The organism is Marivita sp. (assembly GCF_051859345.1).
GTDB lineage: Bacteria > Pseudomonadota > Alphaproteobacteria > Rhodobacterales > Rhodobacteraceae > Marivita.
Map to the genome: position 1 here is coordinate 1 of NZ_JBHYFV010000018.1, position 14,114 is coordinate 14,114.

At 60.5% G+C, this 14,114-nt stretch carries 13 protein-coding genes; 5 read left to right on the plus strand and 8 right to left on the minus strand.

The annotated features are described in order from the left end of the window. Positions 1-1,768: GcvT family protein (locus ACTIEN_RS12720; protein ID WP_439523517.1), on the plus strand; the 1,768-nt coding region annotated here is incomplete at its 5' end. A 99-nt stretch (positions 1,769-1,867) separates the two neighbouring features. Here ACTIEN_RS12720 and ACTIEN_RS12725 read toward each other — a convergent pair. The 4 genes from ACTIEN_RS12725 to ACTIEN_RS12740 form a co-directional block, all read right to left on the minus strand. Next, the gene (locus tag ACTIEN_RS12725; RefSeq protein ID WP_439523518.1) at positions 1,868-3,184 is read right to left on the minus strand and encodes an HlyC/CorC family transporter; all 1,317 of its coding nucleotides are present in this window, start codon (positions 3,182-3,184) and stop codon (positions 1,868-1,870) included. 68 nt (positions 3,185-3,252) lie between these two features. Then, positions 3,253-4,179, minus strand: coding sequence for a site-specific tyrosine recombinase XerD (locus tag ACTIEN_RS12730; protein ID WP_439523519.1), 927 nt, complete (start codon positions 4,177-4,179; stop codon positions 3,253-3,255). Then, on the minus strand, positions 4,176-5,729 hold the full coding sequence (locus ACTIEN_RS12735) for a hypothetical protein (protein ID WP_439523520.1): 1,554 nt from the start codon (positions 5,727-5,729) through the stop codon (positions 4,176-4,178). The genes ACTIEN_RS12730 and ACTIEN_RS12735 overlap by 4 nt, the downstream gene beginning before the upstream one ends. Continuing rightward, the gene (locus tag ACTIEN_RS12740) at positions 5,719-5,868 is read right to left on the minus strand and encodes a hypothetical protein (protein ID WP_439523521.1); all 150 of its coding nucleotides are present in this window, start codon (positions 5,866-5,868) and stop codon (positions 5,719-5,721) included. The genes ACTIEN_RS12735 and ACTIEN_RS12740 overlap by 11 nt, the downstream gene beginning before the upstream one ends. 131 nt (positions 5,869-5,999) lie before the next feature. On the opposite strand from ACTIEN_RS12740, the gene ACTIEN_RS12745 reads away from it, so the two are divergent. Beyond that, positions 6,000-6,548 carry a shikimate kinase gene (locus ACTIEN_RS12745; protein WP_439523522.1) on the plus strand — a complete coding sequence of 183 codons (549 nt, stop codon included), beginning with the start codon at positions 6,000-6,002 and terminating at the stop codon, positions 6,546-6,548. Further along, positions 6,545-7,657 (plus strand): 3-dehydroquinate synthase, encoded by a 1,113-nt coding sequence (gene aroB / locus ACTIEN_RS12750; protein ID WP_439523523.1) that lies wholly within the window; start codon positions 6,545-6,547, stop codon positions 7,655-7,657. The genes ACTIEN_RS12745 and aroB overlap by 4 nt, the downstream gene beginning before the upstream one ends. 38 nt (positions 7,658-7,695) lie before the next feature. On the opposite strand, the gene ssb is transcribed toward aroB, so the two are convergent. Further along, positions 7,696-8,202, minus strand: a complete 507-nt coding sequence (ssb, locus tag ACTIEN_RS12755; RefSeq protein WP_439523524.1) for a single-stranded DNA-binding protein — start codon at positions 8,200-8,202, stop codon at positions 7,696-7,698. A gap of 261 nt (positions 8,203-8,463) precedes the next feature. Here ssb and ACTIEN_RS12760 point away from each other — a divergent pair, with 261 nt between their 5' ends. Continuing rightward, on the plus strand, positions 8,464-9,030 hold the full coding sequence (locus tag ACTIEN_RS12760) for a lytic transglycosylase domain-containing protein (RefSeq protein WP_439523584.1): 567 nt from the start codon (positions 8,464-8,466) through the stop codon (positions 9,028-9,030). Between the two features lie 204 nt (positions 9,031-9,234). Beyond that, positions 9,235-9,477, plus strand: a complete 243-nt coding sequence (locus ACTIEN_RS12765) for a hypothetical protein (RefSeq protein WP_439523525.1) — start codon at positions 9,235-9,237, stop codon at positions 9,475-9,477. Between the two features lie 141 nt (positions 9,478-9,618). On the opposite strand, the gene ACTIEN_RS12770 is transcribed toward ACTIEN_RS12765, so the two are convergent. The 3 genes from ACTIEN_RS12770 to ACTIEN_RS12780 all read right to left on the minus strand — a co-directional run bounded on the left by ACTIEN_RS12770 (position 9,619) and on the right by ACTIEN_RS12780 (position 14,070). Beyond that, positions 9,619-11,703, minus strand: coding sequence for a dipeptide ABC transporter ATP-binding protein (locus tag ACTIEN_RS12770; RefSeq protein ID WP_439523526.1), 2,085 nt, complete (start codon positions 11,701-11,703; stop codon positions 9,619-9,621). A gap of 100 nt (positions 11,704-11,803) precedes the next feature. Then, complete coding sequence (locus tag ACTIEN_RS12775; protein WP_439523527.1) at positions 11,804-12,997, minus strand: ABC transporter permease; 1,194 nt, start codon at positions 12,995-12,997, stop codon at positions 11,804-11,806. 17 nt (positions 12,998-13,014) lie between these two features. Further along, positions 13,015-14,070 carry an ABC transporter permease gene (locus ACTIEN_RS12780; RefSeq protein WP_439523528.1) on the minus strand — a complete coding sequence of 352 codons (1,056 nt, stop codon included), beginning with the start codon at positions 14,068-14,070 and terminating at the stop codon, positions 13,015-13,017. Positions 14,071-14,114: the final 44 nt, after the last annotated feature.

A 14,114-nucleotide genomic window follows, 5' to 3' on the forward strand; every position in this document is an offset into this window, starting at 1 on the left:
AAGGCTGCCGCTTCTGCCCACTGAACACCAGTATTTCGTGACCGAGACCATCGCCGAGATCGAGGCGATGGACCGGCGCCTGCCGTCGGTCGCCGACCGGGACGGCGAATATTACCTGCGCCAAGAGGGCAAGGGCCTGCTGGTCGGTGCCTATGAAAAAGACGTGCGCTTCTGGGCCGAGGACGGCACGCCGCAGGGCTTTGGTCACGAGTTGTTCGCGGATGATCTGGAACGGATCGAACCCAACATGATGCGCGCCATCGAACGGGTCCCAGCGGTGGGAACGGCGGGGATCAAACGCGTGATCAACGGCCCGATGATCTGGTCGCCGGACAGCAACGTGCTGCTTGGTCCGGTGCCCGAGAAACAGGGGTACTTCTGTTGCAACGGAATCATCCCCGGCTTCTCGCAGTCGGGCGGCATGGGCCTTATGGTGGCGCATTGGATCATCGACGGCGAGATGCAATACGACATGTTCGCCTGGGACGTGGCGCGGTTCGGCGATTGGGCGGATGCCACATTCACCAAGGCGCGGGTCGGCGACCAATACGCGCACCGCTTCAAAATCCACTTCCCCAATGAGGAACGCAATGCGGGCCGCCCGGTGCGCACGCGGCCTGCTTACGAGATGCAACAGGATACGGGCGCGGTGTTTGGCCTGAATTACGGCTGGGAACACCCGCTCTATTTCTCCAAGGACGTGCCCGACAGCGCAGGCTTCACCCGCCAACCGTGGTGGAACGTGGTGGGCCACGAGGCCCGCACGCTACGGGACAAAGCCGGGATCATCGACATCTCCAACTTCGCCAAGTACCGGGTCACCGGGCCAGGCGCCGAAAACTGGCTGAACGCGGTTTTCGCCAACCGCATGCCGCGCGCCGTGGGCCGGTCCCGCCTCACCCCGCTGATCGGCAAACGCGGCGGCATCGCGGGTGATGCAACGGTCACACGACTGGCCGAGGAAGAGTTCTGGATCATCAGTTCAGGCATGGCAGAACGCTACCAGAAACGGTTTTACGACGCCGTACCATTGCCCGAAGGAACCACCTTCGAGTCCCTGACCAACACCTGGTGCGGGTTCAACGTGGCCGGGCCTGAGTCCCGCGCGCTGCTGCAACGGCTGACCAACACGTCGCTTGCAACCGCCGACTGGCCCTTCATGCGGTCCGCCATGATCGAGATCGCAGGGGTGGAGGTGATGGCCCTGCGGGTGTCCTTCACCGGCGATCTGGGCTGGGAACTGCATTGCCGCGCTGCGGATCAGGCCACGCTCTACGCCGCGCTGCTGGAGGTCGGAAAAGAGGTGGGCGCGATCCCCGTGGGCAGCCGGGCGCTGATGAGCCTGCGCATGGAAAAGGGCTACGGATCGTGGGGTCGCGAATACAGCCCGGAATACTGGCCGCAGGAATGCGGGCTGGACCGGTTGTGCCGAACCGACAAACCCTACCTGAACCGCGACGCGGCGCTGGAAAACATGGCCAAACCCGCCCGCGAACACATGGTGCTTCTGGCGCTGAACGCAGAAGACACTGATGCGTCGCACGCCGACGCCACCGGAGGTGAGCCGATCTTCAAGGACGGCGTCGGCATTGGCCGGGTCAGTTCCGGCGCCTATGGCTACCATGTCGGCCTGTCGCTCGCCCTCGGCTTTGTCAAAAACGCGACACCCGGAGACGCGGTCGAAGTGATGGTGCTGGGACGCCCGCACCGGGCGGTGATCCTCGAGCAGCCACCCTTTGATCCCGATGGAACAAGACTCCGCGCCTGAGCTTCTTTGGGCTGAAAATACCTCGGGGTCCGGGGCAGCGCCCCGGCGTTTCCGTCAACGGAAACGACAAAATGCGTCGACGCATTTTGCCGCTTGTGGCTATTCCGGGGCCAGAGGCCGTATCTTGAGCGCCGTGATCCGGTTGTTGTCCCGCGCCACCACCTCGAACCGGAAACCGTGAAAGCTGAAGCATTGGCCGATGGTGGGGATCATCTGGGCCTCATGTATCACCAGCCCGGCCACCGTGTTGGCCTCGATATCCGGCAACGTCCAGTCCAGCTCTCGGTTCACGTCGCGGATCGTCATGGCACCGTCGATCCAGTAATTGCCATCCTCGTCCGCCTTGACCGGGTGGTCGCCATCCGGGTCGAATTCGTCGGTGATCTCGCCGACGATTTCCTCAAGGATGTCCTCAAGCGTGATCAACCCCTGCAAGGCACCGTATTCATCCACCACCAGTGCGAAATGGGTGCGGCGGCGCAGGAACTGGCGCATCTGATCGTCCAGCGACGTGCTGTCGGGGATGAAATAGGGCTTCATCGCCACGTCCGCGAATTTGAAGCTGCTCATCGCTTCGGCCGGTTTGTCGCTTTCCTGCATGAACTGGTACATCGCGCGGAAAAGATCCTTGGCGTGGACAACGCCGATGATGTTTTCCGGATCTCCGCGAAACACCGGCAGGCGGGTGTGGTTGGATTCAAGGCACTGGCGCAGGATGTCCTGCGGATCATTGTCGGCGTCGATCATCTCGATCCCCGACCGGTGGAGCATGATTTCCTCGACCGTGCGTTCGCTCAGGTCCAGAGCACCCAGGATGCGGTCGCGATCTTCCTTCTCGACCACACCTTCGCTGTGACCAAGCTGCAATGCCCCTGCGATTTCCTCGCGGACGGCAAGGATGTGGCTGTCTGGGTCGGTCTTGACGCCAAAAACCCGCAGCACGCCGCGCACCAGCATCCGCACCGCCCCCACAACCGGCGAGAACACGGTGATGACCAGTTGGATCACCGGCGATACCCGGCTGGCGGCGGTCTCGGGGTTGGTGATGGCGTATGTCTTGGGCAGCACTTCGGCAAAGACGAGAACCAGTATCGTCATCACCAGCGTGGCCAGCGCCACACCGGATTCACCGAACAAACGGGTGAACAGGGCCGTTGCCAGCGATGTGGCCAGAATGTTCACGAGGTTGTTGCCAAGCAGGACCGACCCGATCAGACGTTCGTTGTCTTCGGTGATGATCAACGCGCGGTCCGCGCCTTTGGACCCCTTGTCCGACATCGAGCGCAGCTTGCCTCGTGACGCCGCAGTCAGGGCGGTTTCCGATCCGCTGAAAAAGGCGGACAATACCAGAAGCCCGATGATCGAAGCAGAAGTGATCCAGAATGCGGCGTCTGCCGCGGTTGATGCGGAATCCATTGTGTCCAACGTTTTGAGAACTTTAGTGGGTTATGGGGTCACGGGACCACGCGTTCAAGAGGGTTGGGTCAGTCGCGCGCCATTGGGTGGTGATCCAGCACCAGCTCTTTCAGGCGTTCTTCAAGGACATGTGTGTAAATCTCGGTTGTTGAGACATCCGCGTGGCCCAGAAAGGTCTGGATCGCCCGCAGATCCGCCCCGTTGGCCAGCAGATGTGTTGCAAAGGCGTGGCGCAGGGTGTGCGGTGTTACCTTGGCAGGCGACACGCCGCCTTCGACGGCAAGCTCCTTGATCAGGACATAGAAGGCGTGTCGCGTCAGATGTCCGGATTTGCCGCGGGACGGGAACAGGAAGGCAGAGGCCGTCTTTCCCCCGGCGCGGGCGGCGTCTTCCATCGCTTCGCGGGTCTTCAACCAGTCGCGCAACGCGGCGCGGGCAGGCGGCGACAGTGGCACCATGCGTTCCTTGCCGCCTTTGCCCCGGATCAGAAGCATGCGGGGATCACCCTTGGCCGAGGACAGGGGCAGCGACACCAACTCGGTCACCCGCATGCCCGTGGCATAAAGCAGTTGCATCAGGCAGGTGTTGCGTTGCCTGTCGGCAGCGGTGCGACCATGTGCAAGCGCTGCATCAAGCAGGCGGTCCACCTCTTCGGTGGACAGGGTCTTGGGCAAGCGCTTGTCGCGGCCCGGTCCGTTGATCTGGACCGCCGGATTGTCCATGCGAAAGCCTTCCTCAAAGCAGAACCGGTAAAGCTGCTTGATGGCTGACAAACGACGGGCGCGGGTGGATTTGGCCAAACCCTGTGCGTCGCAATGAATAAGATAGTCTTCGACATCGGCCTTTTGCGCGTCCGTCAGGGACGATCCGCGCCCCGCAAGCCAATGGGTGAAGTCGGAAAGGTCGCGGGCATAGGCCAGTTGCGTGTTGGCGGCTGCCCCACGTTCTGCGGCCTGAGCATCAAGAAATGCAGCGATCCAGTGTCGGTCTGTCATCGCCGCGCGCCTTGCATGTCAAGGATCGCCAGTTGCAGCGCGGATCGACGCGCGATGTCTTCCAGCCCGAAGGCACGCAGGGCCACCAGCGCTTCGGTGACGTCCCCATCATTGCCGCTTGCGCCGGTCTCGAACCGGGTGATGGCGATCAGAAGGGCCTCGCCCAGCCGGTCTTGAGTCGGCAGTGGCGCCAGGTCATCAGGCGCCTGTGCAGGCACTGACCAAACCTGCGCAAGGGCGTCTGCATGCGGCACGTCGGACGGTCTGGTCTTCGGCGGCTGTCCCATCGCGATGGCGGACAGGAACGCCAGTTCGGGATCAGGCTTGTCAACAAGAACGCGTGCAACGTCTTCGTACCCGTCCGACAGCAACCCGGCGAGCCCTGCGAGCGTCTTGGGGCGTGCGCCAAGCGGCAAACCTTGAAGGCGCGCGGCAAAAAGGTTGGAGAAAGGCACCAGCAGACCGGCGCTGCGCATCTGCGGCCAGACAGTTTCAAGTGCGGACGAGATCGCATCCGGATCGCCTGTGTTCAGCGCGGTTTCGAATCGTTGCAGGGCTTCAACCCGGTCCCAGATGCCACCAGAGGCAGCGCGTGTCTGTTCGGTATAGATACCCAAGAGCTGATTGCCATCGATCGCCCCCGCACGCGCCAGCCGTTCCGCCGCCTGCAATTGCGCGCGCCAGCCGGAATCACCGGTGAGTTCGACCACGGCAAAGGGCAGGGGCAAAGGCGCGGTTGGCAGCGCTTCGCCAATCGCCTCGAACAGGCGGAATTGCAGCGGCGTCGGCCGCACGGGTGGGCGCAGCGGAGACGTGCTTTCGGTGTATTCCGGATCAAGAAAGCGCAACAGAAGTTCGGCGTCGAGATCGGACAGTTGACCCAGCGCCACGGCTGTCTGGTAGATGGTCATCGCGCGCGGGAAATCCCCGCTGCGGGTTGCGCACCAGATGCGGGTTGCAAGGTCGTTGCTCAGGCTTGGCGTGTCGTTCAGCACCTGGCACAGCGCCGCGTCCGAGCCGGTGAGCAGCGCAAGATCAAAAGCCTGTGTGAACAGGCCCGGTGTCAGAGTGCTGACCCGTTCCACCAATGCCTCGGCCGGGGCAACCAGGCCGTGATCCAGCAGAACGTCAAGACGGGCGCTCAGGAACGCCTCGCCCTTGCTGGCATTGGGCATGTTCGCTTCGGCCAGCAGCAGCGTATGCAGCAGCGAATCCAGCGCCGGGACCGATGGTCTGCCGCGTTCCAGCGCGTCGATGGTCGCGAGCAGGGTTGACTCGGTGCTGCCTTGCCAAAGGGAGGGCGGCAAGCCGGTGACCGAACTGGGCAACAGGCCGACACCACCCACCGAGGGGGAATCGAGCGGCTGAACATCCACATCGGGTACGGTTGCACTTTGGGCGACCGGAGTGTCCGGAACATTGGGCAGCACCGTCACAACCGGCGCGTTGCGTTGGACTGCCAGCCAGTCGATGGCCGAGAGCGGTTGCTCTTGCGCGGCTAGCGGCAGCGCGGTCAGAGCGGAAAGCAGAAGGGAGGTCTTAATTCGCATCCAAAGTCACAGGTTGTCTGACTTCCGTTTGTGGCGGTGAAAAATCAGCGCCGAAAAATGGCCCGACATACGCATACGCCACCAGCGCCAAAGCGCCGATGATCAACAGATAGATCAGCAATTTCAGTATGCGCCCCATGATGCCCTTGCCCTGCCTCGATGATTTTTTCCAAGTTATAACTGGCCTTTTGCACAAGATCACGTCATTCAGCGACCGATATCAAAAAAGTGGCGGCACTTGGCCGAGATACAAGGGCTTGATCAAGGGCAATGCAGGCAAGACTGAAAAAAACGGTGGTGCTGGTCGGGATGATGGGGGCCGGCAAAACCGCTGTTGGAAAGGCTCTTGCAGCCCGGTTGCATGCTCCGTTTATCGATTCGGATGCCGAGATCGAAAAAGCCGCAAACAGAACAATCCCCGAAATTTTCGAACGCGACGGAGAGCCGTTCTTTCGCCTGAAGGAACGTCAGGTCATCTCGCGCCTGCTTGAACACGAGCGTGGCGTGTTGTCGACCGGGGGCGGTGCCTACATGGCGGTCGAAAACCGCGAGATCATTTCGCAAAAGGGCGTTGCCGTGTGGCTCAACGCGGATCTTGACCTGTTGTGGAGCCGCGTCAAACACAAGGATTCGCGCCCGTTGCTGCGGGTGCCTGATCCGCTTACGGCACTGACACGGCTTTATGAAAACCGGGTGCCGGTCTACGCCAAGGCTGATCTGACGGTTCGCTCAGAGCCGGGATTGTCGATTGAAGACATGACCACGCGTGTGGTGGAGGCGTTGCGTACGCGACCCGATGTTTTGGAGGTTTTGGGATGATCGAGAGTGTTCACGTTCCGCTTGAGGGGCGCGCCTATGATGTGCGCATCGGTCCTGATCTTTTGTCGCGCGCGGGAGAAGAGATCGCGCCGTTTCTGGCCCGACCACGCGTGGCCATCGTCACGGATGCCCATGTCGAAAAGCTGCACTTGCGGGCATTGGAGTCGGCATTGTCGGCCCAAGGGATCGCATCCGTCAGCCTGACCTTGCCCGCCGGTGAATCCACCAAAGGCTGGCCGCAGTTCGAACGCACGGTCGAATGGCTGCTTGCGCAAAAGATCGAACGTCGCGACATCGTGGTGGCCCTTGGCGGTGGTGTGATCGGTGATCTGGTTGGATTTGCCGCCGCTGTCCTGCGTCGTGGCGTGCGGTTCGTGCAGATTCCGACCTCTTTGCTGGCGCAGGTCGACTCGTCCGTCGGCGGCAAGACCGGGATCAACGCACCGCAGGGCAAGAACCTTATCGGTGCGTTTCACCAGCCGGTGCTGGTTCTGGCGGATATTTCCGTGCTCACCTCGCTGCCGGAGCGTGATTTCCTTGCCGGGTACGGCGAGGTTGTCAAATACGGTCTGCTGGGCGATGCGGCGTTCTTTGACTGGCAAGAGACCAACGCGGCGCGCATTGCCGCACGCGATCCGGATGCGCTTGCCCATGCGGTCAAACGGTCGGTCGAAATGAAAGCCGAGATCGTTGTGCGCGACGAAACAGAGCAGGGCGATCGCGCCCTTCTGAACCTCGGCCACACGTTCTGTCACGCGCTGGAGGCGGCCACGGGGTATTCCGACCGGCTGTTGCATGGGGAGGGCGTAGCCATCGGCTGTGCGCTGGCCTTTGAACTTTCGTCCCGTCTGGGCCTCTGCGCGCAGGAAGACCCCAGCCGGGTGCGGCAGTTGTTGCACAACATGGGCATGAAAGTGACGCTGGCCGATATCACCGGCGATTTGCCGGATGCGAAGACCCTGCTTGACCTGATGGGTCAGGACAAAAAGGTGATCGACGGCCAGTTGCGCTTTATTCTGGCGCGGGCCATTGGAGAGTCCTTTGTCACGTCGGACGTTCCGTCCGATACGGTGCTGGCGCTGTTGCAGGACGCGCTGTCAGAGCGATAGGAAAAGGCGCCACATCGGGCGCCTTGACTGTTGATCCCCTAGAACGGGATTTCGTCATCAATGTCGCGCGCTGGGGCACGCGCCGGGCCACCGCCACCGCCGCTGGACCCACCGTAATCGCCGCCGCCGCCGCCATAATCCCGACTGTACTCGTTGCCGTCGCCTCCGCCGCCATAGCCCCCACCGCCATCACTGCGGCTGTCCAGCAGGGTCAGTTCCCCACGGTACGGGCGCAGCACAACTTCGGTCGAATAGCGGTCCTGACCGGACTGGTCCTGCCATTTGCGGGTTTCAAGCTGCCCCTCGATATAAACCTTTGAGCCTTTCTTCAGATACTGTTCTGCAATCCGTGCGAGCGGTTCGGAAAAGATGGCCACGCTGTGCCACTCGGTCCGTTCCTTGCGTTCACCTGTGTTGCGGTCTTTCCAGTTTTCCGACGTGGCAATCCGCAGGTTGCAGACCTTTCCGCCGTTCTGAAATGTCCGCACTTCCGGATCGCGACCAAGATTGCCGACGATGATGACCTTGTTGACTGAACCGGCCATAGTTCCCCCATTCAAATTCGAATCTCTGGCGCATTGCACCGTTCATGGAACCCTACACCAGCGTGTCCCTCATATGCCATCAGGTTGTGGCGCGATGGTCCGGGCAATATCACCAGCTTGTGGTTAACAATTCATGACCAACCAAGGCTGGTATGAATGCCAAATCCGGACTATACATCCGCAACATCTCAACGTGGGGCGTGAGCATTGATGCGAACAACAAGGCAGAGATTGATTGCGGTGTTGAGTGTTGCCGCAATGATGAGTGCAGGTGCCGTCAGTGCCGAGGTCTTGTCCTCGAAAAGCAGGGTGGCGTTGTTTTCCAGCAAAACCAAGGTCTTGGACTCGCGCGCGGCGCAACAATACAATAGCTCTGTCCGATTGCAGCCGCCCAAGGTTGTGACTCCCACCAAATGGGGTGAGGTCGGTGCCGACGGATCGGTGCCGCGCTATCGTGGTCGGTATGTCGGGGAATATGCCGGAATGGCGCGCGACGCCGCGCGGCGACATGGCGTTCCCGAAGACCTGTTCTTGCGCCTTGTGCAGCAGGAATCGAATTTCAATCCGAATGCCCGCTCCAACAAGGGGGCCATCGGACTGGCCCAGCTGATGCCCGGAACGGCTCAGTATCTTCGGGTCAACCCGAATGATCCGGCGCAAAATCTGGATGGCGGCGCACGCTATTTGAAAGAACAGTACAGCAAATTCGGCCAGTGGCCGCTTGCGCTTGCGGCTTATAATGCGGGTCCGGGGGCGGTGGAAAAACACAAGGGTATTCCGCCCTTTCGCGAGACCCGCACTTATGTGAAGAAAATCTGGGGACGCTAACCGATCACGTCTTCGCAGCGCGCGACACAGGGCCTTTTCGGGAACAATCCTTCGAATTCACCGGCACTGGTTCGCGATTTCCCCTTGGACACATTGGTTTTTTTTCAAGCGCTTCAAAACCGCTCCAATGCGGTCAAAGTGCTGCCCCATTCCGACATCATCATGATCGAAATGAAATAGTGTATCCCAGACGAGAGCGTTCCAATGATGTTCCCGAAATTTCCCACTGAGACCCGTACCCGGCCTTTGGGCCATCGCCTGTTCAAAGCCCTGAATACCATCCGGTTGGATGAAAAAGGCGCTGTCACCGTTGACTGGGTTGTTCTGACCGCAGCCATTGTTGGCCTGGCCTTCCTGTCATATATTCAAATCGAAGAGGCCAATGACACGGTGCTCACCGCAAGTGGTGAAACGGTTCTCACGGCGCGCGACTATCTGACGCCCTGATTTCAAACCTCGAACAAGCGCGAATCTGCATTCCGACTGTGCATTGTCGCCTATACGTTTCACCAACGTGTCGGGACGTGACGCGTGGGCTTGCCCGCGTTGCGCCCCACCGACCCTTGCGCACAATCGGCGACCGGTCGATCATTCCGCCGCGATCTGGATAACCGGCTCCATCTCTGCCAGTTTCGCATCCGACAGGTGGCATTTCACCTGGTGCCCATCCCCAAGCTGGCGGACCGGGGGGACCTCTATTTCGCACAATCCGTCAGGAACCTGTGATTTCCAACGACACCGCGTCTGGAACGGGCACCCCGATGGCGGGTTCATGGCAGACGGAATATCCCCCTCAAGCACGATGTGTTTCTTGTGAACCCGCGTGTCCGCGATGGGAACGGCCGACAAAAGCGCCTCGGTGTAAGGGTGATAGGGCGGCGAGAACACCTGATCCGTGGTTCCGAGTTCGACCACATGGCCCAGGTACATAACCATAACCCGATCAGCAAGATAGCGCACGATGCTCAGGTCGTGGCTGATAAACAGAAGTGTGGTCTTCTGCTCGCGCTGGATCTCCATCAGCAGATCCGTGACCGCCGCCTGAACAGAAACATCCAGCGCCGAGACCGGTTCATCCGCCACCACGATGCGCGCATTGCCGGCAAAGGCCCGCGCAATCCCGACCCGCTGTTTCTGCCCCCCGGATAGCTGACGCGGCATCCGGTCACCGAATTCGCGCGGCAGTTTCACCAGGTCCAGCAATTGCAACATCCGGTCGCGCCGTTCACCATCGTTCTTGCCGATCCCGAACACCTCGAGCGCGCGAATGATCTGCCGACCCACGGTCATCGACGGGTTGAGCGTGTCGAACGGGTTCTGGAACACCATCTGCACATCCGCGATGGTCTGGGTGTCGCGCTTCTCGATCGGGGTTGCCTCGATATTGCGGTTGTCGAGCAGGATTTGCCCGTCGGTCGCGGTTTCCAGCCCCATCAGCACTTTGGCAAAGGTGGATTTGCCACACCCGGATTCGCCGACAATGGCCAGTGTTTCGGATTCCCGCGCCTCGAAACTCAGGGTCTCGTTGGCCTTCACCACCTTGGTGTCACCACGCTTGCCGAACAGGGCGTTGGCCGCCACCTCGTAATATTTCTTGAGATCGTCCATCTTGAGCACAACCCGACCGGGTTCGGATTTCTGCGTGGTCGCGGCAAGGTCCATCGGGGCCTGCCAATCAATCTCCTGAAACTTCAGACAGCGCGTCGCATGACGGTCATTGCCGGGCACATCGACCATCTTGATGTCCTGCGCATCACAGCGTCCGGCCTCGAAATAGTCGCAGCGGGGCCCGAAATTGCAGCCCGACGGGCGTTCATGGGGCAGGGGAAAATTGCCCGGAATGGCCCGCAGCGGCCGGGCATTCTTGTCGGCACCGGGAAGCGGAATCGATCGGAACAGCGCCTGCGTATAAGGGTGCTGCATCTCGTCGAACACATCGGCAATCGACCCACGCTCGACCGCTTCGCCAGAATACATCACACAGATGCGATCACAGGTCTCCAGCACCAGCCCAAGGTTGTGGCTGATGAACAGCATCGAGGTACCGTATTTCTTGCCCAGCTCCTTGACCAGCTCGACCACCGCCGCCTCGACCGTGACATCCAGTGCCGTGGTCGGCTCATCCAGAATGAGCAGCGAAGGTTCTGCCATCAAGGCCATGGCGATCACGATGCGCTGCTGCTGCCCGCCAGACAACTGGTGCGGATAGGCGTCCAGAATGCGCTTGGGGTCGGGAAGTTTCACATCCGTGACCACCTGAAGCGCGCGCTCATACGCCTCTTTCTCAGACGATCCGCGATGGATCATTGGCACTTCCATCAACTGCCGTCCGATCTTCATCGCGGGGTTCAAGGACGCCATCGGCTCCTGGTAGATCATCGCGATCTCGGACCCGCGAATCTTGCGCAGCTCCTCTTGACTCATTGCCCCCAGATCGCGGCCCTTGAACTTGATCGACCCGCCAACGATGCGCCCGTTCTTGCCCAGATCCTGCATCACCCCAAGGGCCACCGTGGATTTGCCGCAGCCGGATTCGCCCACCAGCCCCACGGCCTCGCCCGGCATCACCTTGACCGAGAAATCCATCACCGCCGGGATTTCCCTCAACCGCGTGAAAAAGGATATCGAAAGCGTGTCGATCTCGAGGATCGGACCGTCGTATCTGTCTTTCATGTCGTATCTCCCTGTCGGAGGAGCCCATGCACCGGTCCCGGTTTCTTTGGGCCAAAAATACCTCGGGGGTTTGGGGGCAGAGCCCCCAATCCAAATGTCGTCAATCGCGCAAGGATTCTTCCCGCAGACCATCGGCCAGCAAGTTCAACCCCAGAACCATGCTCAAAAGCGCAAAGGCAGGCACCATCGCGGGGTGCAGGTAGATTTGCAGCAACCGCCGCCCGTCATTGATGGTGGTGCCCCAATCCGGGCTTTCCGGCGGCAGGCCAAGCCCGAAGAAGCCCAAGGTGCCCAGCAATATGGTTGTATAGCCAATCCGCAAGCAGAAATCGACGATCAGCGGTCCGCGTGCATTGGGCAGGATTTCCCACAGCATGATGTACCACGGACGTTCGCCGCGGGTCTGGGCTGCGGCGACGTAGTCGCGGGTCTTGATGTCCATGGCAAGACCGCGCACGATCCGGAACACGGTGGGCGAATTGACGAAGACGACCGACACAAACACCACGAGGATACCGCCTTGCAGGTTGAAGAGATCAACTGCATCGGGCAGCACCTTCAGCGCCGTTCCGGGTTGCGAGATCAGCGACAGATACAGCCAGCCCATGAACCCCAGCACCACGATCAGCATCGGCGTGCGCACCTTGGGCTGCGTGCGGTATCGGGAATTGAGCAGCACGCCGACAAAGATGATCGGGAAGATGAACAGCACCATCGCCATGTAATTTGGAATACCGGTGTCCACGATTTCCGGTGTGACCAGCAGGTAGAACAGCAGGATCACCGGGAAGGCGAGGATGAGGTTGGCAAGGAAGCTGAGGAACGTGTCCAGCCGTCCGCCATAATAGCCCGCAGGCAGGCCCAGAGTGATGCCCACCATGAAGGCAAACAGCGTCGCCAGCGGCGCGATCTGCACCACGACCCACGCGCCCTTGACCATGCGGCTGAACACGTCGCGTGCAAGGTTGTCGCCGACAAAGAGGTAATAGGGGTACTGGCCTTCCTCGGCACCAAGGATCGCCGTGCCGGGGGCCTTGTTCTTCATGCTGGCCACCTGCGAAAGTGGATCATGCGTCACGATCAAATCGAACGCTCCGAAGATGCCGGTGAAGACCCAGAACATGACCAATGCAAAGCCGATCATGCCAATGGTGCTGTCGAACAGCTTGCCATAAAGGCCCAGTCGCCGCTTGTAGACAATGGACAGGGTGAACAGGACAATCATCGAGACCCAGACCGGCATGAACTGGATCAGGACTCGGGTGATGATTTCAATCCAGGTGAGCGGTTCCATGTTGCTTTTCCTTCCGCTCAGGACACGCTGATGCGCGGGTTTAGGTAAACGTAACCGATGTCAGAGATCAGTTGTGTGACCAGCACGACGAAGACCGATACGACCGACACACCCAGCAGCAGTTCGATGTCATTGTTCCCCGCCGCCTGCACCAGCGTCCAGCCGAAGCCCTTGTAGTTGAACAGGGTCTCGACAATGACGACACCGTTCAAGAGCCACGGGAATTGCAGCATGATCACCGTGAACGGTGCAATCAGCGCATTGCGGAGCGCGTGTTTCAGGACGATGTTGGGAAAACTGACGCCCTTCAGCCGGGCGGTGCGGATATATTGCGCGGTCATCACCTCGGCCATCGAGGCGCGGGTCATGCGGGCGATATATCCCATGCCGTAAAGCGCGATGGTCATCACCGGCAGGGTGAAGTTCTCGAAAGTGGCGTCTTCCATCGCGCTGGTGGCCGATCCGTTGAACCATCGCAGGCCGAATGCGGTCGAGGCAAAGACGGCGATGAACACCACGCCCGACACATATTCGGGTGTCGCGGTGGTGATGATCGACACCGTGGACAGCGACCGGTCGGTGCGGCTGCCCTCGCGCATCCCGGCCAGAACGCCGATGATCAACGCGCCGGGCACCATCACCATCATCACCCAGAACATCAGCTTGCCGGTCAGGCCAAGCCGCGTGGCGATGATTGATCCGACCCCGTCCTGAAACACGGTGGAGTGTCCCCAGTCACCCTGGAGGATGCCGCAGAAGCTGCGGGCGTTGTCGGGCCGCACACCGTTTTCAAGCACACCATTGCAGCGCGTCCGTGTTGTCCCGTCGCGGCCTTGGATCACCCATCCGGGGGCGACGCCAAGCCATTGTGCATATTTCAGGGGCAGGGCCTGGGAATACCCACGGTCGCGCAGAAAACTGTCAACCTGTTCGTCCGTCATGCGGACATTGCCCTGATTCTTGGCAAGCTTTTCCAGGTTCGGGGACAGGTTGGTGAGCCAGAAAACGATAAACGTCAAACAAAGCGCTGTCAGAAGCATCGTGCCGATGCGTCTTAGAAGAAACAAAGCCATGTCGGGTGGGTCTCCCTCATCATGTCCGCGCAGAGGTGCGCAGA

Bases quoted from the DNA above. Each gene is read 5' to 3' on its own strand.
- ACTIEN_RS12725 (WP_439523518.1), bottom strand. From the start codon at position 3,184: ATGGATTCCGCATCAACCGCGGCAGACGCCGCATTCTGGATCACTTCT.
- ACTIEN_RS12730 (WP_439523519.1), bottom strand. From the start codon at position 4,179: ATGACAGACCGACACTGGATCGCTGCATTTCTTGATGCTCAGGCCGCA.
- ACTIEN_RS12735 (WP_439523520.1), bottom strand. From the start codon at position 5,729: ATGCGAATTAAGACCTCCCTTCTGCTTTCCGCTCTGACCGCGCTGCCG.
- ACTIEN_RS12740 (WP_439523521.1), bottom strand. From the start codon at position 5,868: ATGGGGCGCATACTGAAATTGCTGATCTATCTGTTGATCATCGGCGCT.
- ACTIEN_RS12745 (WP_439523522.1), top strand. From the start codon at position 6,000: ATGCAGGCAAGACTGAAAAAAACGGTGGTGCTGGTCGGGATGATGGGG.
- aroB (WP_439523523.1), top strand. From the start codon at position 6,545: ATGATCGAGAGTGTTCACGTTCCGCTTGAGGGGCGCGCCTATGATGTG.
- ssb (WP_439523524.1), bottom strand. From the start codon at position 8,202: ATGGCCGGTTCAGTCAACAAGGTCATCATCGTCGGCAATCTTGGTCGC.
- ACTIEN_RS12760 (WP_439523584.1), top strand. From the start codon at position 8,464: ATGAGTGCAGGTGCCGTCAGTGCCGAGGTCTTGTCCTCGAAAAGCAGG.
- ACTIEN_RS12765 (WP_439523525.1), top strand. From the start codon at position 9,235: ATGATGTTCCCGAAATTTCCCACTGAGACCCGTACCCGGCCTTTGGGC.
- ACTIEN_RS12770 (WP_439523526.1), bottom strand. From the start codon at position 11,703: ATGAAAGACAGATACGACGGTCCGATCCTCGAGATCGACACGCTTTCG.
- ACTIEN_RS12775 (WP_439523527.1), bottom strand. From the start codon at position 12,997: ATGGAACCGCTCACCTGGATTGAAATCATCACCCGAGTCCTGATCCAG.
- ACTIEN_RS12780 (WP_439523528.1), bottom strand. From the start codon at position 14,070: ATGGCTTTGTTTCTTCTAAGACGCATCGGCACGATGCTTCTGACAGCG.